The organism is Nostoc spongiaeforme FACHB-130 (assembly GCF_014698475.1).
GTDB classification, from domain to species: Bacteria; Cyanobacteriota; Cyanobacteriia; order Cyanobacteriales; family Nostocaceae; genus Nostoc_B; species Nostoc_B spongiaeforme.
Genome location: NZ_JACJTB010000031.1, coordinates 57,646 through 82,524, shown reverse-complemented (window position 1 = coordinate 82,524; position 24,879 = coordinate 57,646). Strand labels below are relative to the sequence as shown.

Sequence of the window (24,879 nt, the reverse complement as noted above, 5' to 3'; positions counted from 1 at the left end):
CCCCTGGCGACTGTTCGAGTTCTGTCAAAGAGATTTTTGTAGTGACCCGTGCTACATAGCGGTCTATTGTGACCAAGGTTGGGACGGTCTACTACTTCCCTCAATATACAAGGTTGGGTGGAGGAACGGAACCCAACATTCACGCATAATTTGTTGGGTTACGCTATCGCTACACCCAACCTTACTATTCTCTTAACTGAGTTGTGAAAAAGTATTCTTTTTAACGAACCGCAAAGGGCGCATAGACACGAAGTGGCTTCCCGAAGGGTAGGACACAAAGAAAGAGAAAAAACCTACGTCAGTTTTGTTGATGTTTCAGGTTCACGTAGTGGTGGTTCACCTCCATTCATCAGAGTGATTGAATCTTCAGCTTCTTCACCCACAGACCACCACCCAGGTACGATTGTTTTATCAGTCTGTGCCAATAGTTCCAGCTTGGGTAATATCTCCTGGATGTTAAGCGCACCCGCAGCAAAACATGACCAAAATCTCACTTCAGCTTCAGCATCATCTAACCCTTGAATAATGACATTCACTGCTTGCTGATATAGATTTGCTGGTAAGTCCTGAGAGAGTTTATTACCAATTCCTTCTAACGCTTGCGCCCTGATAAAAGCAGTTTCAGATGTGTTAGCGGCTACTTCTGTCAAGACACTAATCACTTCTTGATTGACTTCGCAATTTGATAGAAAAGCCAGCGCATACACCACACTATTTCGCTGTATATGATCAGAACTAGTGGATAAAATCGACAATAAAGATTTGAGATGCTTTTCAGTCGCAATTAAACTCAAGGATGTTGCAGCCTGCATCCATAATTCAGAACGTTGACTAGACAAAATACTGATTAAAATATCAGCATCTTGATCATTACCTACTCTGCCTAATAACCAACAAGCTGTTTGTGCTTGTTCAATGTCAAGGGTATCAATCCAATCAGCACTGCGGGAAGCAAAACCGAGGCTTTCCAGTATTTCAATTTCACCCGCCGCTTCTGGAAATTGATGCTTGACTTCTTGAATATTCATATAGGATTTAGATGTGATTTTGGAAATATATTTTAGTAGGTTGGTCAAGCTAAATTAGATTGAGATAATAAACCGCAGATGGACGAGGCAGTGCGTTGGGGAGACAGCGCCGTGGGCGGGTTTCCCGACTTGAGGCGACTGTCGTCGGCTCTGCCGACTCCCTCACTGCCGTGCAGATAAACGCAGATGAAAGAGAAATATTTTTATGATAAATTTCATCTTCCAGCCCTCAATATTTGTTCGACTGTTAGTTTTAAGTCTGGAAATGTTAGGGAAATAATGGTTTGATTACCTCGAAACTGCTGAATTTCATATTCTTCATTCACTAGGGTACAAATAGATAAGGTTGGTTGTTTGGGTTTACCAATGTGTCGAGTACCACCTAAACCTGCGTAGTCTGCAATCCAATATTCAGAAATGCCTAAAACTGCGTAATCTTCAAGCTTACGGGCATAATCATTTTGCCAGTTGCTACTCACAACTTCTGCGACAAATTTAATGGAACTACCCAGGGTTAAAATTGATTGATCAGACCAAAGTGGTTCTTGAGTAAGTTGAGTGCGATCGCTAACTGCAATATCAGGACGAAATGCTGTCATACCTATGTTGTGAGGGCGTAATAGTCCTCGTTGCAGGACAAACCAAGGTAAGTTTTTTGCATCGATTTGGACACATATTTTGGTGGTAATGAAGGCTGCAACTTCTTCATGTAAGCCTGTTGGTTCCAAGTCGAATACTTCTCCATCAATTAGTTCATAACGGTTGTTGTCGCCATAATGGGCGAGAAATTCGTCAAAGCTGAGTGGTTGCTGTTGGGTGAGTTGGTTGATTGCAATGGTCATACCAGTTATGGCAAAATGCTGAGTAAAAACTTAATATTTTCAAGAGTTTCAGCCACAAACATAGTCATAAAATATGCTTCGACTGCCATAAAATATATTTCTTGAGGGAGAATCATCAAGAACAATAAAAATTTATTTGCCCTACTCCCCACTCACTACTCCCTACTTCCTATTTTCACTGCAAGTTTTTTAATAAGATTCATATCTATTAAATACTTGTAGTTCGCCGTTTTTATTAAATCCAATCACAGAAAATGGCTGTTTGGTATCTCCCATTTCCATTCCTGGTGTGCCTACAGGCATGGCTGGAACGGCTAAACCTGCAAGTTGGGGTTTTTGCTTGAGAAAACGCTTGATGTCATCGGCGGGAACGTGACCTTCCATCACATAGCCGTCAATAATTGCGGTGTGACATGAGGCAAATTCTGGGGGTAAGTTGTATTTTTGTTTAATTGCTTCTATTTCATCGGTTTTAATGTCTTGCTTGATTTTAAAACCATGTTTTTTTACGTGTTCGATCCAATCTCCACAACAGCTACAGCTAGGACTGCGATAAACTATGATTTCTTGCTTACCGCCATAAGATTCTGTTTCGTTGTCCCAAATACTAGCTGCGATCGCAGATGCCGAATTACTCGTTATGCTAACTACAGCAATAATGATTATGCTTAGGCAGATATGTAGAATTTTACTCATAATTTCTGATACCTCTTTTTAATAAGTTCCAACAACGGCAGATTTTTGCTTAGTGGTACTTTGTCTATCATACAGTTAGCATCCATTGGCTCTAAGCCTCAAGTTATACCAAGTTACAGCCCAATTTGTAGAGATTTGGACTGGAAGTGGGAATACTGGTTGTAAAAATTACTTAATATTCAAAAGAAAAAATACCTTGACGACTATTTATATTACATTGTAACATAACCATGTTTAGTATCTACCTGCTTGCCATAAAAAACTGACTATACTTGTAGTATGTAGTTATCGCCCCTGTTCATTCAGCAAATTTTTAAGTCTTGTATCAATTTAATGACAAAAATTAAGTTAAGTAATTTTTCTTGGACTGGATATACACATAGCATTCTTGAATGAGTTGTAAATAATAAATTGATTTCCAACTTCCTACTCCCTACTGACTAGTACAGGTCGGCGTAAATAAATAGACCAGAAGGAATTGCTAAAAGCCTTGTAGTATCGTTATTCTTTCTTTTTACTTTTGCCTTTTTACTTTTGCCTTGTTGTACTAGTATCTACCTTTAAAATTAGTTGAAAAATCAAATAAGACTGCTATAGTTGAGCAAACATTTTTACAAAAAGTAAAAATATGGAATTTGATTATTTTAGTGGTAACGAAAGCACATCCAATAACAATAAACAGCAAAACTTACTCACTAGTGGTTGGCGACCATTACAAAGAGATTTAGATTGGGAGTTTTTATGGCAACTGGCGCAGAATGATACTAAGGAATTTGCCCAAAAAACTTTTAATTTAGCCAGTACATTCAGTGAAGTTTTGGGGAGAAATAACTTTACTTGGTGGGCAAACTTATTTGCTGTAGCTTCAGAAAATACTCGTTATGAAGTGGAGAAGTTTTGGAATTATATTACACCAGACCCCCAATCACCAGACCATCGTTATAAAGATGTTTTGAGTACAGAAACACCGATATTACAATTTGTTAGTCGTAACAGTATACCTATTGATTATGTTTTGAATCGCTTACAGGAAATTACTGTTATTAGAGTCTTACAAATATTAGGTAGACCCACGATAATTACTCAGTATTACTCTGAGCGAGATTTTTATTTTCCTGTGGATAAATTTGTCAGTTGGGAACGTTTAGATGTTGTCAATACTGTCAACGCTTATTGGGAAATGTATGATCTTTGGCTGCAAATTGAACCTTACGATCGCGGCAGACGGCAGTATACTTTAATGGCTAGAGATTTAGCACCATTAATTAACAAAGCTACCTACGATTTAGCGGTGATGTTAAGTGGCTATCAAAGCCGTGTGGGTAAAGTTCACAGTCAATTCCCCATTCGGACATTTCCCGCCGATATTCAAAGCTTTACCGATAGCTTACAGCAAGCGGTTCTGAATCAAAATCAGTTAGCGGTGGTAGTACACGGTGAACCGGGTACAGGTAAAACTGCTTGGACTCAAGCCGTAGCCAAAGAAATTCTCATGCCTTTGGGGTTTGTGATATTTATTTTGGATCATGATGCGATCGCTAATTTTGTCCCGCCAACTTACTTAGAACGGATTTGTATTATCATTAACGAGGCTGATAATTTAGCGCAGAATCGTGCTTCAGAAATTGCCCAATCTAATAACAAAACCGAACATATTTTGAGTTTGTTGGATGGTACTTTATACCAAAGCGTTATTGATGAATCTGGGCTGCAAATGAAGCAGAGGTTAGTAGTATTGATGACTTGCAACACCACAGAAAGATTAGACCCGGCTATGTTACGCAAAGGACGGGTGGATTTGATTGCGGAATTTACTCAGAAGTTTGTATAAGTTGAGTGTGGTGGGCGTTTAGGCAAGGGAGATGAGGGAGACAAGGGAGACAAGGGGGACAAGGGAGACAAGGGGGAGTATTGACTAAGCACTCAGCACTTTCAACTTTAATAATCACAATGTCACAGCATTACTCTGTCACTGTAGACGATGTAAAAGCAGCACAGGCGCGACTGGCGGGGGTTGTGCATCAGACTCCGGTGCTGACTTCGAGAATGGTGAACGATCGCACCCAAAATGAAGTATTTTTTAAATGCGAAAATTTTCAACGCGCAGGTGCATTTAAATTTCGGGGTGCGTACAATGCCTTAGTACAGTTATCAGAAATTCAAAAACAGCAGGGTGTAATTACATTTTCCTCTGGAAACCATGCCCAAGCGATCGCTCTGGCGGGAAAGTTACTCCAGATTCCCACAACTATTGTTATGCCTGATGATGCGCCAGAAGTGAAGCAACAAGCCACCCGCAGTTATGGCGCAGAGGTGATTTTATACAGTCGCCATGAAACAGACCGCGAAGAATTAGCCAAAACCTTAGCCAGCGATCGCCATCTTACCTTGATTCCGCCTTACGATCATCCCCACGTCATCGCCGGACAAGGAACCACAGCTTTAGAACTCATTCAAGAAGTTGGGCAACTAGATTATTTATTAGTTTGTTGTGGCGGTGGCGGCTTAATATCAGGATGTGCGATCGCCACAAAAGCTTTATTACCTATGTGTAAAGTGATTGGTGTCGAACCAGAACTTGCTGATGATGCAACTCGTTCCTTTCACAGCAAAACTCTGCAAACTGTAATTAATCCACCTACAATTGCCGATGGTGTGCGGACTCCCAGCTTGGGTAAGTTAACCTTTCCCTTAGTGCTGAATTACGTCGATGACATGGTGACAGTTTCAGAAACAGCCATTATTAATAGTATGTTTTTCCTTTGGGAACGTCTGAAAATTGTCGTCGAACCCACTGGTGCATTAGCAGCCGCCGCCTTACTCAGCAATGTGCTGTCAGTAAAAGACGCAAAAATAGGTGTAATTATTAGTGGTGGTAATGTAGATTTAGCAAAGGTAGCTAAATTTATCCAGTAATTCACTGAGGAGATTTTGAACTTTTTTTCGCATTTGCCAGTCAAATAACGATGTGTTCGCCAGCCGAGAAAGGATAACTCAAGTTATGACAGTCAAACCCAGATATTTGGTATTGTTGCTGTTCATCTTGTTGGCAGGAAGTGACCCCATCTATGCAGCTAATAAGCCTGTTGACCCAAAAATATTACACATAATTAATCGGTTGAGTTTTGGGGCAAAACCTGGAGATATTCAAAAAGTCGAGTCTGTAGGTGTAGAGCGTTATATTAAAGCCCAACTTTCACCCAATTCCATATCAGAACCACCAAGCCTTACCCGCCAACTTTCGCAACTAGAAACACTCAGTTTAAATACAGTCGAAATTAGAAACTATCTTAAGGCTCCACCACAAGCAACCCCAGAAGAAAAGAAAGCCCTGCAAAAGAAAGGCGACAAAATTTTACAACAAGCAGTTAAAGCGCGGTTACTACGAGCCACTAGCAGTAACCGCCAACTGCAAGAAGTGATGGTGGATTTTTGGTATAACCATTTCAATGTTTATTCTGGTAAAGGAAATGCTCGCTACTGGGTGGGAGCGTATGAACAAGAAGCAATCAGACCTTATGCTTTAGGGCGATTTCGGGATTTACTCGGAGCCACAGCCCATCATCCTGCAATGCTAGTTTATTTAGATAACTCGCAAAACAAAGCTAGTCGTCGTCCTGGTGCTACGCCACGGGTAAACGAAAACTATGCGCGAGAATTGATGGAACTGCATACTCTGGGTGCAGATGGTGGCTACACACAACAAGATGTAATTGCTTTAGCGAGAATTTTTACAGGCTGGGGAATAGCGCGTCCAGGTGAACAGACAAATGGCAAATCGGTATTTTACTTTGACCCCAAGTTTCATGATCCCAATGATAAGGTTTTTTTAGGACGCACTATTAAAGCTAGTGGTCAAGCTGAAGGCGAACAAGCTTTAGATATATTGGCGCAAAGTCCAGCAACAGCCCATCATATTAGTTATCAATTGGCTCAGTATTTTGTGAGCGATCGCCCACCTGCTAGTTTAGTTGATCGTCTGGCACAACGCTTTCGTAATACTGATGGCAATATTCGCGCAGTTTTAGAAACTTTATTCCAAAGCCCAGAATTTTGGGATAAAAAATATTTCAACGCTAAATTTAAAACCCCATTTCAATATACTGTCTCCGCAGTCCGGGCTACAGGCCTAGAGGTTAACAACACCATACCTCTGTCTCGCAACCTGGAACAGTTAGAAATGCCTGTGTACGGTTGTCGCACTCCAGACGGGTACAAAAATACACAAGATGTCTGGTTGAATCCCGAAGCGATGAACCGTCGCCTGAGTTTTGCCACTGCGTTAGGTAGTGGTCGCTTACCACTGTTAGGTACAGCCAATAATCAACCCAAAAATAAAAGCATTAACCGTGTTCAGCCCCTGGATGCAACGCAGCTAATTAACACCTTGGGCAATTCTCTATCGCCTAAAACCCAAAGTGCGATCGCTGCTAGTCCTCCAGAACTCAAAGCCGCATTAGTCTTGGGTAGCCCCGAATTTATGCGTCGTTAGCCCCGACTCATACTTCGACTTCGCTCAGTGAACAGCACTCAGCACTTTAGATTACCAATATGAAAAGACGTGATTTTCTAATTCAAGCAGGACTGTTTTCGACAACTGCGATCGCTTCTGTTAGTTGTAATACTTGGGTAGTGCATTCTGCTACCAAGAAAAGCGATCGTCAGCGTTTGATTGTGATTTTTATGCGTGGTGGTGCAGATGGTTTAAATATTGTTGTGCCTTATGCAGAGCCAGCATACTATCAAGCCCGACCAAAAATCGCCCTTGCCAAACCCGGACAAGAAAAAGGCGTTTTAGATTTGGATGGACACTTTGGTTTACATCCAGCCCTAGCCCCATTAATGCCCTTCTGGAAACAAGGAAATTTAGCCTTTGTTCATGCTGCGGGTTCCCCTGATCCTTCGCGTTCCCATTTTGACGCACAGTTTTATATGGAAATTGGCATTCCTGGGAACCAAAGAGTGAGCGAAGGTTGGATGAATCGCTTAATGGGTACTATCTCTAATAAAACACCCATCCAAGCCGTGAGTGTGGGTACAACCAAACCGCGCATTTTAAATGGTCAAATGCCAGTTGCTAATTTAGCCTCCGGGAGAAATGCTAACAAACCAATCGCTATAGATAGACCACAAGTAAGTGCCGCCTTTAACCGATTGTATGGTGGTAACGATGCCCTCAGTCAAACTTACCATCAAGGACGCATTGCCCGTGAAGCCTTAATGACAGACTTAGCCCAAGAAATGAAAATGGCTAATAATGGCGCACCCCTACCCGATGGTTTTGTGGGTGATGCTCAAAGATTAGGCAAACTCATGGCTAAAGATCCGAGAATTGAATTAGGGTTTATGGCCTTGGGTGGTTGGGATACCCATGTCAATCAAGGTAGCGATCGCGGTTATTTAGCCAGAGGCTTAGGCAGTTTAGGTAAAGGATTAGCAGCTTTAGCTCAAAGTTTAGGCCCCGCCTATCAAAACACAGTCATTTTAGTCATGTCAGAATTTGGCAGGACATTACGCGAAAATGGCAATGGCGGTACAGATCACGGACACGGCAATGTGATGTGGGTTTTAGGCGGTAAAGTCCGTGGTGGCAAAGTTTACGGCGAATGGCCTGGTTTAGAAACAGCCCAACTTTATGAAAAACGAGACTTGGCTGTTACCACCGATTTTCGAGACGTAATTTCTGATGTCTTAGCACGACATCTATCTGTAAACGACACCCAGCTAAGTAAAGTCTTCCCCAGTTATACACCCAAGCAAAAAATTGCTTTGTTGTAAGTAGGTGAGAGGTTACAGGTTACAAGTGAAACTATTAAAAGCCTTGTCTCCCTTGTCCCTCTTCTCTCACTAAGGTTCAGTTAGTAGTAATTTGTTCTTCTCTTCGCGCTCTTTGCGCCCTACCCTGCGGGAAGCCGCTACCGCGTCTATGCGGTTCGTTTAAAAAGTGTCATTAATCACATTTTTTAACCAAATACTGAATACCAAAAGTCTCTGCTAAGATAATTGGTTACATAAGTTAACATTCTTTTCTATGACCACAATTAAGACGACTTTCCAGACACATCAACAAGAAGTCACGCGCTTGTTTTCGCATGTGCAGGTTGAGGGTAACAAACTAACTCATCAACCGGGGAGTGTTCTGGGAAGCACCGCCTTAGTTGCAGGTACAACCGTAGGCGCGGGAATTTTGGCGTTACCTGCGGTGACATTGCCTTCTGGTGTGATTCCTTCCACAGTCTTGTTAATTGGTGTCTGGCTGTATACTTTAGTTTCTGGTTTATTAATTGCCGAAGTTAGTGTTAATACCATGCGTTCGTCTGGTCGTCCCAGTGTGGGCTTAATGGCAATGATTAAAAACACCCTGGGAACTACGGGAGCAGGGATAGCTGGTGTGGCATATATGTTACAGCACTATACTTTATTAGTAGCTTATGTTACTCAAGGCGGTGAGATTTTGATGTCTGCGGTTTCTCATCTTTGGGGTGGAGAAAATGATTTACCTAGCTGGGTTGGAACAGCAGCGTTTACATTGCTGTTCGGCAGCATTATGTACTTAGGACGGGAAAAATTTATTGAAAAATTGAATAACTTCTTGGTGGGAATTGTCATTGTGTCTTTTTTGGGACTCTTTTTATTAGGAGTTACCCAAGTCCAAGGTGTACATTTCCTGTTTCAAAACTGGAGTGCATTAGGGACGGCGGTACCAGTCATGTTAGTTGCCTTGTTTTACCATAACGTTGTGCCGGTGGTGGTAACGCAGTTAGAAGGAGATAGTCGTAAAGTTCGCCAGTCAATTATTGTTGGTTCAGCAATTCCTTTGGTGATGTTTTTAGCTTGGAATGCTGTGATTTTGGGCAGTGTCAGTCCAGAGACGATTCCTAGTACAACTATTTTCGACCCCATCCAAGTGCTGCGGGCTGGTGGCGGTGGAGAATTATTAGGAGTGTTAGTTTCTATTTTTTCAGAATTTGCGATCGCTACATCCTTTATTGGCTTTGTTTACGGTTTGTTAGACTTCTTTCAAGATATTTTTGCCAAGACACAAACCAAACCCACCAGCCGCTTACCCTTATATTCCCTGGTGTTACTACCACCCCTTGGTTTAGGTGCAATTAACCCCAGCATTTTCTTTACCGCTTTAGATTTTGCTGGCACTTTTAGCATCTCAATTTTAGGTGGCATTATTCCCGCATTAGCCACATGGAAACAACGTCAACAACTGCAACACACAAATCAGTTTGTTCCTGGTGGTAAGCTGACACTGATTTTAATGATAGGAGTTGCAGTAGTTATGATATTGAAAGAAATTTTGGCGATGGCAAATTTCTGAGTGCTGAGTTAAAGATTCTACTTCTTACCCTGTCACCTATCACCTGTCACCTGTCACCTGCTATATGAATACTCCCCGCCTAGTCAAAATTAGTAAATTCTTAAGCAAATATCTCCGCCACCAACCAGAATCTTTAGGTATTAAACTTGCGCCTGGTGGTTGGGTTGCAGTGGAGGAACTTTTAGCCGCTTGTGCTAAACATAAGTTTCCCATTACTCGCCAGGAATTAGTAGCAGTAGTCGCCACTAACGATAAACAACGCTTTAGTTTCGACTCTACTGGTACTTTAATTCGCGCCAACCAAGGACACAGCGTCGAAGTTGATTTACAATTACTACCTGCTGTCCCACCTGATGAGTTGTATCACGGTACTGGACACAAAGCTGTTGAGTCTATTTTGCAAACTGGACTCAGCAAAATGTCTCGCCATCATGTCCATTTATCACAGGATATAACTACAGCCACAACTGTCGGCGCAAGACATGGTAAACCCGTAGTTTTTGCGGTGGATACAGCAACTATGTATCAGGCGGGTTACATCTTCTACTGTTCTGACAATGGTGTGTGGTTAGTAGATGCTGTTCCGCCTGAATATCTCCACCAGCTTTAAAATCTACTACTGGGGAAGAAGAGTAAATCTACGGCTTCACCAATAAATAAACCTGTTCCCGCCAAGAATGTTAACACCCGAAATGACTCTTTTTTGTCGAAGCCAGCAAAACGCATTTCTAAATCTGCTAACAATGTAGTTGCGATCGGTATTAAAAATAAACTAAACAATACTGACCAAGTTGCAACCAAAGCTACTGATGCACCTAAAGTTAAAATCACAATTAAAATTTTAGAACCAAAAGCCGTCAACTCTTCCAGCCAAGCATTACTTCTGCGGACAACTGCGATCGCCACAGCCGCAATAAAAGCCCCCACTAACCAAGCAATGTGATGCACTGCTAAATACCATCCTAGTAAGGCATAAGCCAACCACAATAGTACAAGCGGCAGCATAGGAATCTTATGCACAAATCCCGCGTTCATATTGTTGAATAATAGAAATTTAAAAAATTACTTACTTAAATTCTAATCAGAAATTGATGACAGCAATTTCTTGTCCATAGTACTTAATAGTTTGTAAATATCTCATACAAAAACGCAAGATTAGAAAACATCAACAATCTGCATATTAATACTTGCGATATTTTACTAATTGTGCATCTCAAAAACCGGAGAAATACTTTTATCCTAATTCTCAAGAAAAGTATAAAAATACACTTTATTTACGATTGCCAGAAAATAAGTTTACACAAAATTTACATAATTCATCCACCAATGATGATGATTAAGTCCTGTAAATTAGGCATTTATCACTGAATTGGTAGGAAAATGAGTAACTTGTGAACTTAAAGATTTAATAAAAATTTATAAAGAACTTTGATTATATTTACTTAAGTAGCATTATAAAATACTATGCTTATTAAAGAAAATTACTGGAAAATTTTGATCACAAATTAATAGTCATTATTTATTTAATCTAAAAAGTACATGAAAGCAACTCGCATTTTTCACCAACCACTCACCAAGCCTCAAATGTGGTTATTAGGAATAGGTGGAGGTTTAGTTGCAACACTTTTAACGATCATTTGGAAAGCAGATGATGATTCTCATTTGGGAATGACAGTTTTAGCTTTATTCGCTGTCTTCTCACTATTAGGCGATAAAAAACATAACCTGAAATTAGAAAGTGAAGTTATTTCTAGTGTTTTAGGTACAGTTTTAATCGGTGTTGTACTTTGGTATAGTACTCACTTTCCGCCTGGAAAATTATTTGCAGTTTACACTCACGTAGCGCCTTTTGTGGCGGCGTTGGGACTCAGTTTACTGGCTTCTGGCTGGCAGGGCTTAAAGCAATATTGGCAAGAATTAGTAATTATTTTTTTTGCTGGTGTTCCTAAAGTTTTAATCTTTGCTTTACTAGATATTAAACCCTTATCTATTTTAACTGCCAAATTATCTACATTAATGCTTTGGTATGCTGGGTTTGAAGTCTATCTCCAAGATGTCTATATAAATTTACCCACAGGTGGCATTAAAGTAGCAGAAAACTGTGCCGGTATAGAGTGGATATGTCATCTTTTAGGGTTAGCTGTAATTGGTTTATTAATGTTTCCTCCAGAACGAAAAAAAAGAATATTTGTACCGATAGTGGCTGTCATTATTGCTTTTATTGTGAATGCAGTCAGAGTGGCAATTTTAGCTGTTATGGCAGCGAATCAAAATCATAATTCTTTTAAATTTTGGCATGTCGGAGACGGTTCTTTAATATTTGGGATGATTACAGTCATACTTTTTGGTATATTTTACTGGTTCTTACTCAATCAAAAAGCAGATAAAGACAAGAATATTACAAGGGCTGAAAGCTAATGGAAATTTGGAGTAAACTGCGGATTTTATTATTAGTTGTCACTCTAGGCTGTGTGGTTGTAGTTTTCTTGAATGCTCTCCAAAAGCAGCCATTTAAAAAGCCGAAATTGGAGGAAATCAGAAGCGAAGTTTACATTGATGAACTTCATACAACAGAAATTACAAGTCAAACTTAGATTTTATCGTTACATAACATTTGCTAGAAATTATGACCAAATCAAACACTGATAAACTGATTCCCGTAATTCAAGAGTTGCAGGAATTTGCCTTCAACCAAGTAGGCTCTATGACGATTTTACGAGTCCTTGGTTATGGATTATTGTTATTGGCGTTATTTGATATAGTGGAAACTTTTGTGCCACCTAGTATTATGAATCCTGTTTGGGAATTTCAAGCTTTTGGTGCATTAGTTGAAAGAATACCTGTAACTTTAATTGGTTTAGCGTTAGTATTTTTTGGTGAATTAAATGCTAGAGCTAAATGGGAATTTTTGGCTGTCAGGTTGCTATCTTGGTTAAGTTTGTTATTAGCAATTATTTTTATATTACTGATTCCTGTAGGTGTAAGTAATACTGTTAGGCTAAGTAAACAAAGTTATAATCAAATTAACAACTTATCTCAGCAGCAAATAACTCAAGCCGAACAAGTTGAACAGCAATTGAGCCAAGCTAAACCAGAGCAAATCGAAAGTTTTCTGAAAAGTCAAGGTCGTTCAGTAGATGCAAGTAATCCCCAAGAATTAAAAACAAAAGTTTTGTCTGAAGTTTCTCAAGCTAAAGAGAGAATCAAACTACAAGCGCAAGCTAATCAATCGACTCAGCGATTAAATTTACTCAAAAATTCTGTGAAATGGAATCTTGGGGCTTTAGTTTCAGCTACTTTATTTTTTGTCTTTTGGAAAACTACCAGTTGGGCGAGAAGCAAGTCATAGTGATGAGTGATGAGTAATGAGTAATATGTGAAGGAAGGGAACCCAACATTCACGCATACTTTGTTGGGTTACGCGATCGCTACACCCAACCTACTATTCTCTTAACTAAACCGTATTGATTTATAGGATGCTTAAAATTTAAATTTAGTAAAGCAAAAAAATAGGGTGGACAATTTAATATTGTCCACCCTGTTTTAATTAATGCAAAACTTTATGCAATTACACTTTTGCTAGTTCTGGTGTGGGGCGTTTGCTGTTGCGGATATTGGTGATTGCTTCCGCATAATCTTTAGCGTTGAATACAGCAGAACCAGCCACAATTGCATTAGCGCCTGCTTCTAAAACTTGCCAGGTGTTGTTGGCTTTGAGTCCACCATCAACTTCAATCCAGGGGTTGAGTCCGCGTTCGTCGCACATCTGACGCAGTTTTCTAATTTTTGGTAATACACCAGGAATGAAGCTTTGACCACCGAAACCGGGGTTAACGCTCATGATGAGTACTAAGTCACAAAGTTCTAGCACGTACTCAATAAATTCTAAGGGTGTGGAAGGATTGAGTACTACCCCTGCTTGTTTACCAAGTTCTTTAATCTGACCGAGTGTGCGGTGTAGGTGTGGGGAAGCATTATGTTCAGCGTGTACAGAGATAATATCTGCACCTGCTTTTGCAAAACCTTCGACATATTTTTCTGGTTCCACAATCATCAAGTGGACATCCAGAGGCTTTGTAGTAACTGGACGAATCGCCTCCACAACCAGAGGGCCTATCGTAATATTAGGTACAAAACGACCGTCCATTACATCAACATGAATCCAATCTGCTCCAGCTGCGTCTACTGCGCGAATTTCGTCACCCAGACGACTAAAATCGGCTGATAGGATAGATGGAGCAATCACAATGGGCTTTTCAGATCGGTTTTGGGTCATGGCTAGTGGGTTTTTAAGCGTCCTCGTCTGTAGGCATTGTAACAAAATGGTGTAACAAAATATTGAGTAATTCTCGTTAATTTAGTTTTGCTTTGTCAGGAAATGGTGAGGGAAGTGTGGGGAGTGTGGGGAGTGTGGGGAGTGTGGGGGGAAAGATTTCTTCACCATCCTCCCACACCTCCCACACCCCTGGATTTCTCTCTTGTGAGAAATCCAGGTAGTGACAAATGACTAATGACTAATGACCATTGACTAATAACTATGAACAAAAAACTAAACTGGCTAATTTGGGGTTTGAGTGCTTCTTGTTTGAGTGTGCCTGTAATGGCTTCAGGTTTACAAACTTCTTTAGGAACAAATGGTATTGATGCTTTAAAACTACATCAGCCTCCTTATAATTTAATCGGTCTTAAGATAGCCATTGGTCAAGTAGAAATCGGTCGTCCGGGAATGTTTGGGTGGGATAAGGCGGTCTCGAAAAATCGCACGATATCTTTGGCGGCGGTTTTTTTACGCAATGGCCCGGCGAAGTCAAATACGGGTGTTGACCCCCACGCTTATAATGTGGCTGGGGTGATGGTAAGTACAGATAAGGCTTTACCAGGAGTAGCACCGGGAGCGAGGCTGTATTCTTCGGCTGTAGGATCTACGAAAAATATGGGTCAGCCAGAAGAGTGCATATCAGCACAGCACATAGCACTACAAAACGGTGGCGATATCCGTGCGATTAACTTTAGCTTTGGCGAACCCCTCAACCGTGATCCACGACCGGACGCTGTTCTAGATGGGAATGCTTTGTTAACGATGTGCGTTGACTGGTCGAGCCGGGTTCACGATGTTTTGTATGCGATCGCCGGCAATCAAGGTAAAGGTGGTATTCCGATTCCTACAGATAATTTTAATGGAGTTAACGTGGCTTTTTCATCCCGACGGGGTGGGATTTTTAATAAAGTAGATGTTTCTAATCTGGCTGGGCTAAATCAGGGAGTGAGTGGTAGGTTAGCCGGAAGAGAATTTAATGCTGATGGTCGTCGTGCTGTTAGTATCGTTGCGCCGGGGAGTAATATCCCTTTGCTGAATCCTGACGGCAAACTTAATAAAGCGACAGGTACAAGTTTTGCTGCGCCTCATGTTACAGCAACTGTAGCGTTGTTACAGGAATTTGGCGATCGCCAACTCCGAACCAAAAAACCTAACTGGAGTGTTGACAGTCGTCGTCATCAAGTGATGAAAGCAGTTTTACTCAACTCCGCCGAGAAAGTCCAAGACAGTGGAAATGGCTTACGCTTGGGAATGACGCGGACACTCATCGATAAACAAAATCTCAATTGGTTAGAGTCTGATGCTTACCAAGACCCGAAAATCCCTTTAGATGCTCAAATGGGGACTGGTCATTTAAATGCTTTTCGGGCTTATCAACAGTTTAGTGCGGGTCAGTGGGAACCGACAAAAGCTGTTTCCGCAGTTGGTTGGGATTATCGCCAAGTCACGGCGGGAAATGCAGTTGATTATCAGTTAGCTAAACCGTTGAAGCAAGGAAGTTTTGTTTCGATTACACTGGCTTGGGATAGATTAGTTGAGTTGAGCGATCGCAATCAAAACCAGATGTTTGATATTGGCGAAGGTTTTAGCGATAAGGGGTTGAATAATCTTGACCTATATCTAGTCAAAGCTGATGCGAAAAACTCTGAAACTGCTGCTGTTTGTTCTTCCATTAGTCCAATTGATAGTGTAGAACATATTTTTTGTCCTGTTCCGGCAAATGGTAATTACAAAATTCGTGTGCAGTTTCGCCAACAAGTCAACCTTCCCACTCAGCCTTATGCTTTGGCTTGGTGGACGGCGAATTGAGGTGTGAAGGTAAGAGGTTACAGGTTAAAGGTTACAGAAAAAGAAGGTCTGTCATTAATTCTGTTTAATTACTTAGTAGAGACGTTGTATACAACATCTCTACTGTTTATCACCTGCTATACGTGAACGTAAACGTTCAACATCTTTCACTGGTGGCGCACCGAACATCCGAGAATATTCACGGCTGAATTGTGATGGGCTTTCATAACCGACTTGATAAGCCGCATTCGTCGCGGCGGAGTTTTCGACAAGCATCAGACGACGTGCTTCCAAGAGTCTTAATTGCTTTTGATATTGCAGTGGACTCATGGAAGTAACTTTCTTGAAATGGTGATGGAAAGACGAAACCGACATACTCACCTGTTCTGCTAAATCTTCGATTCGCATTGGTTTGGTATATTCAGTTTTGATCAGTTTGATGACCTCAGCAATGCGCTGCATATTACTACCAGATGTAGCTATTTGGCGTACAGCTTCTCCTTGTTCACCCATCAATAGCCTGTAATAAATTTCTCGAATCATCATGGGTGCGAGGATGGGAATATCTTGGGGCGTATCTAAAAGCTTTGTGAGTCTGATGGCGCAATCAAGTAAAGATGCTGAAGCATTACTGATGAACAAACCTCTGACAGAGTGTTCTTTTTTAGTGGTATTTGGTTTAGTTTGGGTAATAATCTCACAGAGTTGAACTGGGTCTAAATTCAGCTTGAATCCTAAATAGGGTTTATCTGGTGTTGCTTCTACTACAAATCCATTAATAGGTAAATCAACAGAAACAACCAGATATTGACCTTCGCCATAAAAATAGCTTTCTTCACCCAGCAGCGCCTTTTTTTTACCCTGAAGCACGATCGCTAAAATTGGTTGATAAACAGCGCAGATTGCTGTATTTGGTGACGGTTCCCGCATAAATTCCATCTGAGAAATCGCTGTTTTGTGAGTCCCGTTTCCTTTAGCGGCGGTGTGCTTTTCTATTAATGCTGCTAGTTGTTGACATTCATCGATAACTGGAGTTTGCGTCAGCAGTTCCATCCCCATAATAATTTCCCATTCCTCTTCACTCACTCATTATATGAGTAAATCTTTGGAGGATTAGGCAAGGAATTGCGATATTTGTGCATTTCAACATCTTGGTATTGCCAATATTATGAACATATACAAAAGGGCAGGCGAAAGAATTAGGCAAGTAAGTAGATGCCCGAAAAATCAAGCCTCCCAAGATATATGTCTTTGAATACCAAGGAAAATTATTATGTCCAACGTGGAAAATAAAGTTATTGCCATTACAGGTGCTAGTAGTGGGATTGGAGAAGCGACTGCTAAATTATTGGCAAAACACGGTGCAAAAGTTGTTTTAGGCGCAAGACGAACTGAAAAGCTAGAAAAAATTGTTGCAGAGATTCACACCTCTGGCGGTCAAGCAGAATTCAAAGCGGTAGATGTCACTAGTCGCCAAGATGTGAAAGCGTTTATTGACTTTGCAGTAGAAAAGTTTGGGCGGATTGATGTTATTTATAACAATGCAGGTATTATGCCTTTGTCGCGGATTAACGACTTGAAAATTGACGAATGGGAAAACATGATTAACGTCAATATTCATGGTGTATTGAATGGAATTGCCGCAGGTTTACCGATAATGGAAGCCCAAGGTAGTGGTCAGTTTATTAATACTGCATCCATCGCGGCTCATGCGGTATTTCCTACGGCTGCTGTTTACTGCGCGACAAAATATGCTGTGTGGGCGATATCAGAAGGATTGCGCCAGGAATCCAAAAATATCCGCGTCACGACAATTTCTCCTGGTGTAGTTGAGACTGAACTTGGTTCTGATATTAGTCAAGAGTCAGGCAAAGATGCGTTAAAAGAATTCCGCAAAGTTTCACTGCAACCAGATGCGATCGCACAAGCAGTCTTGTATGCTGTGTCTCAACCAGATTATGTAGATATTAATGAAGTAATTGTCCGACCAACAGCCAGCCCTGTATAATTCCGTTTCACTTTAAATAGCCAGGGATAAATGCAGAGTTTTTTCTTTTATTTCTGTTACTTGGAAAGTAACAGAAGAAGGATAAATACCTCGAATAATGGATGACTAGGTGATAAGGAAAGAGATTATGCTGAAAGATTCTATTTTCTCTTTCCAATTACTGAATAGGAGATTGTTAATGAAAACTAGAAAGCTAGGGAAACAAGGGTTAGAAATTTCAACTATCGGACTTGGTTGTATGGGAATGTCTGAGTTCTATAGTGGTCGTGATGAAAATGAGGCGATCGCCACGATTCATCGAGCATTGGAACTAGGTGTTAATTTTCTTGATACTGCCGATATGTATGGGCCTTTTACTAATGAGCAATTAGTAGGTAGAGCAATTAAAGGTCGCCGGGATCAAGTAGTTTTAGCAACCAAATTTGGCAATGTCCGCACTGAAGATGGTGGTTGGAAAGGAGTTAGTGGCAGACCAGAATATGTCCATCAAGCTTGTGATGCTTCGTTACAACGCTTAGGAGTTGAAGTGATTGACCTCTATTATCAACATCGGGTAGATCCAACCGTACCTATTGAAGATACTGTAGGGGCAATGGCAGAGTTAGTGCAGCAAGGAAAAGTGCGTTATTTAGGACTTTCGGAGGCTGCACCTGCCACGATTCGGCGGGCTGCGGCAGTTCACCCCATTACTGCGCTACAAACAGAATATTCTCTTTGGAGTCGAGAACCAGAGGATGAAATTTTGCCGACTGTGCGAGAATTAGGAATCGGGTTTGTTGCCTATAGCCCACTAGGAAGAGGGTTTTTATCAGGTGCAATTACTAGTCCTGATGATCTTGCACCTGACGACTATCGCAGACATTCTCCTCGCTTTCAAGGTGAGAATTTTTCTAAAAATCTGCAATTAGTAGAGCAAGTCAAGGTAATTGCTACCGCAAAAGGGGTAACTCCTAGTCAGCTTGCACTAGCATGGCTTTTAGCTCAAGGAGAAGATATTATCCCCATTCCGGGTACAAAACGCCGTACTTATTTGGAAGAAAATGTTGCAGCTACCGAAATTACCCTGACTGAACAAGAGTTAAATCAACTTGAAACTGTTGCACCCAAAAATGTGGCAGCAGGTGAGCGATACTCTGATATGAGTAGTGTTAACCGTTGACCTCTCTGAGTGCTAGAGTTTTTTAGATTTTACTTTTGATGAGTGATCATTTCCCAATACAAAAGCGGCTAAAAATTCGATCTAAAACCGACTCGGTAACTTCTTCGCCAGTAATTTCTCCTAATGCTTGAATTGCACCACGCAAATCAATTGTCCAAAAGTCGAGGGGTAATTGTTGATCAATTGTGGCTTGTACTTGTTCTAAAGAAATTTTAGCTTGAGTTAAAGCAGCCGCTTGTCTTTGATTAATGGCTAAATCCATATCAGCCGCTTGCAGTTTACCGAGTTGGACTTTTTCTAAAATCGCCGTTTCTAAATCATCAATTCCGCGATTTTGTGAGGCGGCGGTGAGGATTTTAGATTTTGGATTTTGGATTTTGGATTGGAGGTTTTTGCTTGTAGTTTCATCAACTAAATCAACTTTATTAATGACTAAAATTAGGGGACGGTCTTGTACTTGGGCGTAAATTTCTTGGTCGCCTCCAGTCCAACCTGCACTTGCATCGATGGTGAACAAAACTAAATCGGCAGCACTAGCAGCACGACGCGATCGCTCTACGCCGATTTTTTCCACTTGGTCGGCGGTTTCTCGAATACCTGCTGTATCTAGCACTTGTACAGGAATACCGCCCACCACTAACTGCGATTCCACTACATCGCGGGTTGTGCCTGGTAAATCGGTGACAATGGCGCGATCGCTCCGACTCCAAGCATTCAACAAGCTGGATTTGCCCACATTCGGACGACCGACAATTGCCACTTTTAAGCCTGTACGCAACAATTCCCCCTTATCTCTAGTTGTTAATAAATGAGTAATTTCTGCGGCAATCTTTTCTATTGTCGATATGATGCCTTTATCATCCAACGGGGGTAAATCTTCCTCAAAATCAATTCTCGCTTCAATTTCGGCCAAAATATCTAAACAGTTGGCGCGTAACTGGCGGATGGGATGAGCTAATTTTCCTTGTAAACCAGCTAAGGCAGTTTGGGCGGCTTGGGGAGATTTCGCCCCGACTAAATCCGCAATACTTTCGGCTTGGGTTAAATCGAGTCTGCCATTTAAAAATGCCCGTAAGGTGAATTCTCCCGGCTGTGCTAATCTTGCGCCATTTTCCAGACATAATTGCAAAACTTGTTGGACAGCAATAATTCCACCATGACAATGAAATTCCACCACATCTTCGCGGGTGTAAGAACGCGGTGCTTTCATTACTAACAGTAAGACTTCATCTATTAGTTGTTGCGTTTGGGGATGGCGGATGTAACCGTAGAGAATGCGATGACTTTCCCAAACTTGCTTTCCTGGGGCGTGAAATAATGTTTGGGCGATCGCCATTGCTTGGGAACCAGACACACGCACAATACTAACGCTACCTTGTTGGGGGACAACAGCAGTAGCGATCGCGGCGATGGTTCCGGTGGTGGCAAAGATTTCGGGCATTTTTTATTTATCTCACGCAGAAGCGCAAAGGTCTTTTTGAGAGTTAATTCTTCAGTGCCAAGGTCAAGCCGTCGGCGATGGGAATTAAACTGAGGGTGATGCGGGAATCTTGGTGGAGTTTTTGATTGAAAGCGCGGATTTTTTTGGTGCGATTGTCTTGGACTTCGGGTTCTGCAACTCTACCCGACCATAAAACATTATCAATGGCAATTAATCCACCCGGACGGACTAATTTTAGCGATCGCTCATAATAATTATCATAGTTACTTTTGTCAGCATCAATGAAGGCAAAATCAAAGGTTTCGGCTTCACCACTGGCTAACAAACTATCCAAAATTTCCATTGCTGGGGCGAGATGTAAGTCTATTTTCTCGGCGACTCCGGCTTGTTGCCAATAACGACGAGCGATCGCAGTAAACTCTTCACTAATATCACAAGCTACGACTTTGCCTGTTTTTGGTAGTGCTAACGCCACAACCAAAGTACTATAGCCCGTAAACACACCAATTTCTAAAGTTTTCTGCGCTCCCATTAACTTTACCAGCAAAGACATCAACTGCCCTTGTTCTGGTGCAATTTGCATTCTTCCCATTGGATGTTGGGCGGTTTCTTGGCGTAATTGCGTTAATACTTCTGGTTCCCGCACAGAAACAAATAGCAAATATTCATATAAATTTTCTGCTAAACCCAATGTTTTAGTAGTCATCAAGATAAAAGGTGTTGTACTTGAGAATACATAGCAATTTTAAATCACTCTGGAAATAATCTCTCATTCTCTCTGTGTTCTCCCGAAGTTTGCTCAACGCGACGGCACTTCCTTCAACGGGGGGAACCCCCGCAACGGAGTGCCTTGGGAACCCGCGCACGCAACTTCTCTCTGTGTCTCTGCGGTTCGTTCTCAATATTTTTATATTTCACTCTTCAGATTGAGTTAGCAAATAATCGCTTTCCATCTAGAGGGTGATTAATACTCATAACTTAATAGATACCTTAAAAATAGATAAAGAGACTTTAATTCTTTATCGATAAGTAGAGTTGTGTACTTTATTTTCCGTGGTCAGATTAAGAGCGTGTTTAGGGTGTGGGGAGAATTAATGTCAGTAGATTAAATTTGGCTAATATCCGGGGTAAAAATGCAGCCATTTACTATATGTAAGTGAAAGCGAAATCTATCAATAAACCTTGGTTTGAGTTTTCGATCCAAGGTTTATTTATTCCTCTTTAAGAAGGCTTTTAGTTCTGACTTTTATATCGGCGAATTTTGGCACAATATTAATAGTAAGGAAAATGCGATGACCGTATCAACACAAAAAGAAACATTACAACCACCACAGCAGCAACAACCACCAGGTACTGAATCTAAGATGCAGCCAAGACCCAAAGCTGAAGATGAACAGTATCGGGGTAGCGGGAAATTAAAAAATAAAGTTGCATTGATTACAGGTGGAGATAGTGGTATTGGTCGGGCTGTAGCGATCGCATTTGCTAAAGAAGGTGCAGATGTAGCGATTGTTTATCTGAATGAACACGGAGATGCAAGAGAAACCAAAAGTTTGGTAGAAGAACAAGGACGGCGGGCGCTAACGATAGCTGGTGATATTACCGATGAAGCTGTTTGCCAAAACGCAATCCAACAAACTTTAGGTGAGTTTGGTAAACTAGACATTCTAGTAAATAATGCGGCTGAACAACACCCTCAAAAAAGCATTGAAGATATTACCAAAGAACAACTAGAACGGACTTTTCGCACTAATATTTTTTCAATGTTTTACTTAACGAAAGCAGCATTAAAACATTTGAAAAAAGGTAGTGCTATTATCAACACTACTTCTGTGACTGCTTATAAAGGCAGTCCCCAACTATTAGATTACTCTTCTACCAAAGGTGCGATCGTTGCTTTTACTCGTTCGTTATCTCAAAATTTGGTAGAAAAAGGAATTCGGGTAAATGCAGTAGCACCCGGCCCTATTTGGACACCATTAATTCCCTCAACTTTTCCTGAAGAGAAAGTCGAGAATTTTGGTAAACAAGTACCCATGCAAAGAGCCGGACAACCAGAAGAAGTCGCACCCAGTTATGTATTTTTAGCTTCTGATGATGCTTCTTATATATCTGGTCAAGTCATTCATGTAAATGGCGGAGAAGTTATTAACGGTTAACTTCAGCCACAAACATTGTTGGTGAAGATTGGGTGTAGGGGTTTTGCATACATCCCTATACCCTAATCCCCAAGAATATGAAGAAAGTGGTAAGGCGTTGCATAGTAGAGTTATTACCTCACCACTTCCTTTCATCAGTATGTTTTCACCTGCTTATCTCCAACTGAGTCATGTTTTACGCACCCTGGTTGAGATTCCAGAGGATGAACTGGCAAAATTAACCCAAATCTTTCAACCAGTCAGTTGTAAAACTGGAGAGTTTTTCATGCGTGCGGGGGAAGTTCCCAGTCAAATTGGATTTGTGATTTCCGGGATATTTCGTCTTTATTATGTGAATGCGGCGGGGACTGAATTTACTAAATCATTTTGTCCAGAAAATCATTTTGTGACTGCCTATAGTGCGCTGATTTTAAAACAACCTGCTCAGTTTTTTATTGAAGCTTTAGAAGATTCATTATTATTAATTGCGGATTATAGTCAGTATGTTCAACTATGTGCAGCACATCCATGTTGGCAGGCGGTGAATCATAAATTGGTTGAGGCATTATTTATTAAAAAAGAGAGGAGAGAAGCAGAATTACTTTTAGATGATGCCACAACCAGATACCAAAAGTTTTTGCAAGAGTATCCTAAGTTAGAACATAGAGTTAAGCAATATCACATTGCCTCTTATCTGGGTATTTCGCCTGTGTCTCTCAGTCGGATTCGGAAAATTCTTCAGCCGAATTAACATAGGTTAATGACTTCGCCATGATTTGAGATTACATCTAAACAAGATGTTATGAAATGCGATCGCTCAAACCGGGCAATAGTGAAGACAAAACTACATCCTTTTATCCTCTACACAGGCTTTCTGGCATTTTTAGGCTTCGCAGTCCTAAATCCAATTATGCCGATTTTGGCGATCGCTTTTGCGGTTGCTGTTAAGCCATCAGTACAAAAATCTTCAATGCCAACTCAAGGCAATACAGTGTTAATTACTGGAGGTTCATCAGGAATTGGCTTGGCATTGGCTAGAAAATTTATCCAAGCCCACAATACAGTAATTATTACAGGACGTGATGCCAAGAAATTAGCTGAAGTCAAAAAAATCTTGCCAGAAATTATTACTGAAGTTGCTGATTTACGAGATTTAAATGCTTTACAACAGCTTGTTAATCGCTATCCAAATGTAAATATATTGGTTAACAATGCCGGGATTCAATACAACTATGAATTTGTCAATCTAGAGATTTCCCCTGAGTTGATTGAGGAAGAATTACGCACCAATTTAATTGCACCATTGCAATTGATTAAACTGATGTTACCCCATCTGTTAACAAAGCCCAACGCTGCGATTGTGAATGTATCTTCTGGCTTGGGATTAGTCCCGAAACAAACTGCGCCTGTTTATTGCGGTAGTAAAGCAGGATTACATATTGCCACTAAAGCCCTGCGCTGGCAACTGGAAACCACATCAATTAAAGTATTTGAAATTATTGCCCCTTTAGTTGATACACCAATGACTCACGGTAGGGGTAAAGGGAAAATTTCACCAACAGCATTGGCGGATGAATTTTGGCATAATTTTAGGTGCGATCGCTATGAAATGCGAATCGGTAAAACCAAACTGCTGTTTTTCCTCCAACGTTGGTTTCCTCAAGTCGCCGAGAAAATTCTCCGCCCTGGAATTTAGATGGATTGTTGCCAAGTTAATCAGTAAACTTTACAAACATCACTCTACCTTGTCTTTGTTCATTTATTCAATATGGATTTCTCAGTTTTTGCTGTAATCTCAGTGTGTCTATTTCTTGTCTTTGTTGTAGCCTGAGTCTGTCTATTGCTAATTGTTCAAATTTTTGTGATCTGAATTGATTCTCTAAGCGAAATTGTTCGACTCGATGTTGTTGTTGCAGTCTAAGCTCATCTTGTCGCTGTCTAAATCTTTCCCATAATTCTTGAGAAGGCGATTGTCTTTTTACCTGTTTTCTTTTTTGCTCTAGATACTGTTGATTGATAATTTGATGAGTATTAGCCTTTACAGGAGCATTTATTCCTAAATTTGTTGTCACAATAGCTAGGAGTAGCACTGATTTAATTTTCAATAAATTATTCATACATAGGACTCATA

General features: G+C 40.9%; 24 protein-coding genes. 15 read left to right on the top strand and 9 right to left on the bottom strand.

Annotated features, from left to right (window positions below; genetic code table 11):
- Positions 1-293 precede the first annotated feature (293 nt).
- From H6G74_RS20750 to H6G74_RS20740, 3 genes are all read right to left on the bottom strand, one after another.
- Positions 294-1,028 carry a HEAT repeat domain-containing protein gene (locus tag H6G74_RS20750; protein WP_190969464.1) on the bottom strand — a complete coding sequence of 245 codons (735 nt, stop codon included), beginning with the start codon at positions 1,026-1,028 and terminating at the stop codon, positions 294-296.
- 215 nt (positions 1,029-1,243) lie between these two features.
- Positions 1,244-1,870 (bottom strand): Uma2 family endonuclease, encoded by a 627-nt coding sequence (locus H6G74_RS20745; RefSeq protein ID WP_190969463.1) that lies wholly within the window; start codon positions 1,868-1,870, stop codon positions 1,244-1,246.
- Between the two features lie 189 nt (positions 1,871-2,059).
- Entirely contained in the window at positions 2,060-2,566 is a 507-nt protein-coding gene (locus H6G74_RS20740; RefSeq protein WP_190969462.1) for a DUF411 domain-containing protein, read from the bottom strand.
- 628 nt (positions 2,567-3,194) lie between these two features.
- Here H6G74_RS20740 and H6G74_RS20735 point away from each other — a divergent pair.
- From H6G74_RS20735 to H6G74_RS20710, 6 genes are all read left to right on the top strand, one after another.
- Positions 3,195-4,397 carry an AAA family ATPase gene (locus tag H6G74_RS20735; protein WP_190969461.1) on the top strand — a complete coding sequence of 401 codons (1,203 nt, stop codon included), beginning with the start codon at positions 3,195-3,197 and terminating at the stop codon, positions 4,395-4,397.
- A 119-nt stretch (positions 4,398-4,516) separates the two neighbouring features.
- On the top strand, positions 4,517-5,482 hold the full coding sequence (locus H6G74_RS20730; RefSeq protein WP_190969460.1) for a threo-3-hydroxy-L-aspartate ammonia-lyase: 966 nt from the start codon (positions 4,517-4,519) through the stop codon (positions 5,480-5,482).
- A gap of 85 nt (positions 5,483-5,567) precedes the next feature.
- On the top strand, positions 5,568-7,058 hold the full coding sequence (locus H6G74_RS20725) for a DUF1800 domain-containing protein (protein ID WP_190969459.1): 1,491 nt from the start codon (positions 5,568-5,570) through the stop codon (positions 7,056-7,058).
- A 59-nt stretch (positions 7,059-7,117) separates the two neighbouring features.
- Positions 7,118-8,344, top strand: a complete 1,227-nt coding sequence (locus H6G74_RS20720; RefSeq protein ID WP_190969458.1) for a DUF1501 domain-containing protein — start codon at positions 7,118-7,120, stop codon at positions 8,342-8,344.
- Between the two features lie 253 nt (positions 8,345-8,597).
- Complete coding sequence (locus tag H6G74_RS20715; protein WP_190969457.1) at positions 8,598-9,896, top strand: amino acid permease; 1,299 nt, start codon at positions 8,598-8,600, stop codon at positions 9,894-9,896.
- A gap of 64 nt (positions 9,897-9,960) precedes the next feature.
- On the top strand, positions 9,961-10,506 hold the full coding sequence (locus H6G74_RS20710; RefSeq protein WP_190969456.1) for an RNA 2'-phosphotransferase: 546 nt from the start codon (positions 9,961-9,963) through the stop codon (positions 10,504-10,506).
- Here the strand turns inward: H6G74_RS20710 and H6G74_RS20705 are convergent.
- Positions 10,503-10,931, bottom strand: a complete 429-nt coding sequence (locus tag H6G74_RS20705) for a hypothetical protein (RefSeq protein WP_190969455.1) — start codon at positions 10,929-10,931, stop codon at positions 10,503-10,505. The genes H6G74_RS20710 and H6G74_RS20705 overlap by 4 nt on opposite strands.
- A 504-nt stretch (positions 10,932-11,435) precedes the next feature.
- Here H6G74_RS20705 and crtA point away from each other — a divergent pair.
- The 3 genes from crtA to hpsJ-A are packed head-to-tail and all read left to right on the top strand — an operon-like array spanning position 11,436 to position 13,245.
- Positions 11,436-12,314: a cyanoexosortase A gene (crtA, locus tag H6G74_RS20700; protein WP_190969454.1), complete on the top strand. Its 879-nt coding sequence runs from the start codon at positions 11,436-11,438 to the stop codon at positions 12,312-12,314.
- Complete coding sequence (locus H6G74_RS20695; protein WP_190969453.1) at positions 12,314-12,490, top strand: hypothetical protein; 177 nt, start codon at positions 12,314-12,316, stop codon at positions 12,488-12,490. The genes crtA and H6G74_RS20695 overlap by 1 nt, the downstream gene beginning before the upstream one ends.
- A gap of 32 nt (positions 12,491-12,522) precedes the next feature.
- On the top strand, positions 12,523-13,245 hold the full coding sequence (gene hpsJ-A / locus H6G74_RS20690) for an HpsJ-like protein, cyanoexosortase A-associated (protein WP_190969452.1): 723 nt from the start codon (positions 12,523-12,525) through the stop codon (positions 13,243-13,245).
- 219 nt (positions 13,246-13,464) lie between these two features.
- Here hpsJ-A and rpe read toward each other — a convergent pair whose 3' ends face one another.
- Positions 13,465-14,172, bottom strand: a complete 708-nt coding sequence (rpe, locus tag H6G74_RS20685) for a ribulose-phosphate 3-epimerase (RefSeq protein WP_062288635.1) — start codon at positions 14,170-14,172, stop codon at positions 13,465-13,467.
- A gap of 261 nt (positions 14,173-14,433) precedes the next feature.
- Between rpe and H6G74_RS20680 the strand changes: the two genes are divergently transcribed.
- Positions 14,434-16,023: a S8 family serine peptidase gene (locus H6G74_RS20680; protein ID WP_190969451.1), complete on the top strand. Its 1,590-nt coding sequence runs from the start codon at positions 14,434-14,436 to the stop codon at positions 16,021-16,023.
- Between the two features lie 99 nt (positions 16,024-16,122).
- Here the strand turns inward: H6G74_RS20680 and H6G74_RS20675 are convergent, their stop codons facing one another.
- On the bottom strand, positions 16,123-17,088 hold the full coding sequence (locus tag H6G74_RS20675) for an AraC family transcriptional regulator (protein WP_313888500.1): 966 nt from the start codon (positions 17,086-17,088) through the stop codon (positions 16,123-16,125).
- A 187-nt stretch (positions 17,089-17,275) separates the two neighbouring features.
- Between H6G74_RS20675 and H6G74_RS20670 the strand changes: the two genes are divergently transcribed.
- Together H6G74_RS20670 and H6G74_RS20665 are read left to right on the top strand one after the other, a co-directional pair.
- Positions 17,276-18,010 carry an SDR family oxidoreductase gene (locus tag H6G74_RS20670; RefSeq protein WP_190969450.1) on the top strand — a complete coding sequence of 245 codons (735 nt, stop codon included), beginning with the start codon at positions 17,276-17,278 and terminating at the stop codon, positions 18,008-18,010.
- A gap of 178 nt (positions 18,011-18,188) precedes the next feature.
- Positions 18,189-19,169 carry an aldo/keto reductase gene (locus tag H6G74_RS20665; protein ID WP_190969449.1) on the top strand — a complete coding sequence of 327 codons (981 nt, stop codon included), beginning with the start codon at positions 18,189-18,191 and terminating at the stop codon, positions 19,167-19,169.
- 46 nt (positions 19,170-19,215) lie between these two features.
- On the opposite strand, the gene mnmE is transcribed toward H6G74_RS20665, so the two are convergent.
- Complete coding sequence (gene mnmE / locus H6G74_RS20660) at positions 19,216-20,610, bottom strand: tRNA uridine-5-carboxymethylaminomethyl(34) synthesis GTPase MnmE (RefSeq protein WP_190969448.1); 1,395 nt, start codon at positions 20,608-20,610, stop codon at positions 19,216-19,218.
- Between the two features lie 43 nt (positions 20,611-20,653).
- Complete coding sequence (locus H6G74_RS20655; RefSeq protein ID WP_190969447.1) at positions 20,654-21,316, bottom strand: class I SAM-dependent methyltransferase; 663 nt, start codon at positions 21,314-21,316, stop codon at positions 20,654-20,656.
- Positions 21,317-21,902: 586 nt separating this feature from the next.
- On the opposite strand from H6G74_RS20655, the gene H6G74_RS20650 reads away from it, so the two are divergent.
- The 3 genes from H6G74_RS20650 to H6G74_RS20640 all read left to right on the top strand — a co-directional run bounded on the left by H6G74_RS20650 (position 21,903) and on the right by H6G74_RS20640 (position 24,444).
- Positions 21,903-22,769 carry an SDR family oxidoreductase gene (locus tag H6G74_RS20650; protein WP_190969446.1) on the top strand — a complete coding sequence of 289 codons (867 nt, stop codon included), beginning with the start codon at positions 21,903-21,905 and terminating at the stop codon, positions 22,767-22,769.
- Positions 22,770-22,812: 43 nt separating this feature from the next.
- Entirely contained in the window at positions 22,813-23,499 is a 687-nt protein-coding gene (locus H6G74_RS20645) for a Crp/Fnr family transcriptional regulator (RefSeq protein ID WP_242051295.1), read from the top strand.
- 81 nt (positions 23,500-23,580) lie between these two features.
- Positions 23,581-24,444: an SDR family oxidoreductase gene (locus H6G74_RS20640; protein WP_313888499.1), complete on the top strand. Its 864-nt coding sequence runs from the start codon at positions 23,581-23,583 to the stop codon at positions 24,442-24,444.
- A gap of 67 nt (positions 24,445-24,511) precedes the next feature.
- On the opposite strand, the gene H6G74_RS20635 is transcribed toward H6G74_RS20640, so the two are convergent.
- Positions 24,512-24,865, bottom strand: a complete 354-nt coding sequence (locus H6G74_RS20635) for a hypothetical protein (RefSeq protein ID WP_190969445.1) — start codon at positions 24,863-24,865, stop codon at positions 24,512-24,514.
- Positions 24,866-24,879: the final 14 nt, after the last annotated feature.

What these genes read in the sequence shown, in the direction of transcription:
- H6G74_RS20750 (WP_190969464.1), bottom strand. Translation starts at nt 1,028, where the DNA reads ATGAATATTCAAGAAGTCAAGCATCAATTTCCAGAAGCGGCGGGTGAA.
- H6G74_RS20745 (WP_190969463.1), bottom strand. Translation starts at nt 1,870, where the DNA reads ATGACCATTGCAATCAACCAACTCACCCAACAGCAACCACTCAGCTTT.
- H6G74_RS20740 (WP_190969462.1), bottom strand. Translation starts at nt 2,566, where the DNA reads ATGAGTAAAATTCTACATATCTGCCTAAGCATAATCATTATTGCTGTA.
- H6G74_RS20735 (WP_190969461.1), top strand. Translation starts at nt 3,195, where the DNA reads ATGGAATTTGATTATTTTAGTGGTAACGAAAGCACATCCAATAACAAT.
- H6G74_RS20730 (WP_190969460.1), top strand. Translation starts at nt 4,517, where the DNA reads ATGTCACAGCATTACTCTGTCACTGTAGACGATGTAAAAGCAGCACAG.
- H6G74_RS20725 (WP_190969459.1), top strand. Translation starts at nt 5,568, where the DNA reads ATGACAGTCAAACCCAGATATTTGGTATTGTTGCTGTTCATCTTGTTG.
- H6G74_RS20720 (WP_190969458.1), top strand. Translation starts at nt 7,118, where the DNA reads ATGAAAAGACGTGATTTTCTAATTCAAGCAGGACTGTTTTCGACAACT.
- H6G74_RS20715 (WP_190969457.1), top strand. Translation starts at nt 8,598, where the DNA reads ATGACCACAATTAAGACGACTTTCCAGACACATCAACAAGAAGTCACG.
- H6G74_RS20710 (WP_190969456.1), top strand. Translation starts at nt 9,961, where the DNA reads ATGAATACTCCCCGCCTAGTCAAAATTAGTAAATTCTTAAGCAAATAT.
- H6G74_RS20705 (WP_190969455.1), bottom strand. Translation starts at nt 10,931, where the DNA reads ATGAACGCGGGATTTGTGCATAAGATTCCTATGCTGCCGCTTGTACTA.
- crtA (WP_190969454.1), top strand. Translation starts at nt 11,436, where the DNA reads ATGAAAGCAACTCGCATTTTTCACCAACCACTCACCAAGCCTCAAATG.
- H6G74_RS20695 (WP_190969453.1), top strand. Translation starts at nt 12,314, where the DNA reads ATGGAAATTTGGAGTAAACTGCGGATTTTATTATTAGTTGTCACTCTA.
- hpsJ-A (WP_190969452.1), top strand. Translation starts at nt 12,523, where the DNA reads ATGACCAAATCAAACACTGATAAACTGATTCCCGTAATTCAAGAGTTG.
- rpe (WP_062288635.1), bottom strand. Translation starts at nt 14,172, where the DNA reads ATGACCCAAAACCGATCTGAAAAGCCCATTGTGATTGCTCCATCTATC.
- H6G74_RS20680 (WP_190969451.1), top strand. Translation starts at nt 14,434, where the DNA reads ATGAACAAAAAACTAAACTGGCTAATTTGGGGTTTGAGTGCTTCTTGT.
- H6G74_RS20670 (WP_190969450.1), top strand. Translation starts at nt 17,276, where the DNA reads ATGTCCAACGTGGAAAATAAAGTTATTGCCATTACAGGTGCTAGTAGT.
- H6G74_RS20665 (WP_190969449.1), top strand. Translation starts at nt 18,189, where the DNA reads ATGAAAACTAGAAAGCTAGGGAAACAAGGGTTAGAAATTTCAACTATC.
- mnmE (WP_190969448.1), bottom strand. Translation starts at nt 20,610, where the DNA reads ATGCCCGAAATCTTTGCCACCACCGGAACCATCGCCGCGATCGCTACT.
- H6G74_RS20655 (WP_190969447.1), bottom strand. Translation starts at nt 21,316, where the DNA reads ATGACTACTAAAACATTGGGTTTAGCAGAAAATTTATATGAATATTTG.
- H6G74_RS20650 (WP_190969446.1), top strand. Translation starts at nt 21,903, where the DNA reads ATGACCGTATCAACACAAAAAGAAACATTACAACCACCACAGCAGCAA.
- H6G74_RS20635 (WP_190969445.1), bottom strand. Translation starts at nt 24,865, where the DNA reads ATGAATAATTTATTGAAAATTAAATCAGTGCTACTCCTAGCTATTGTG.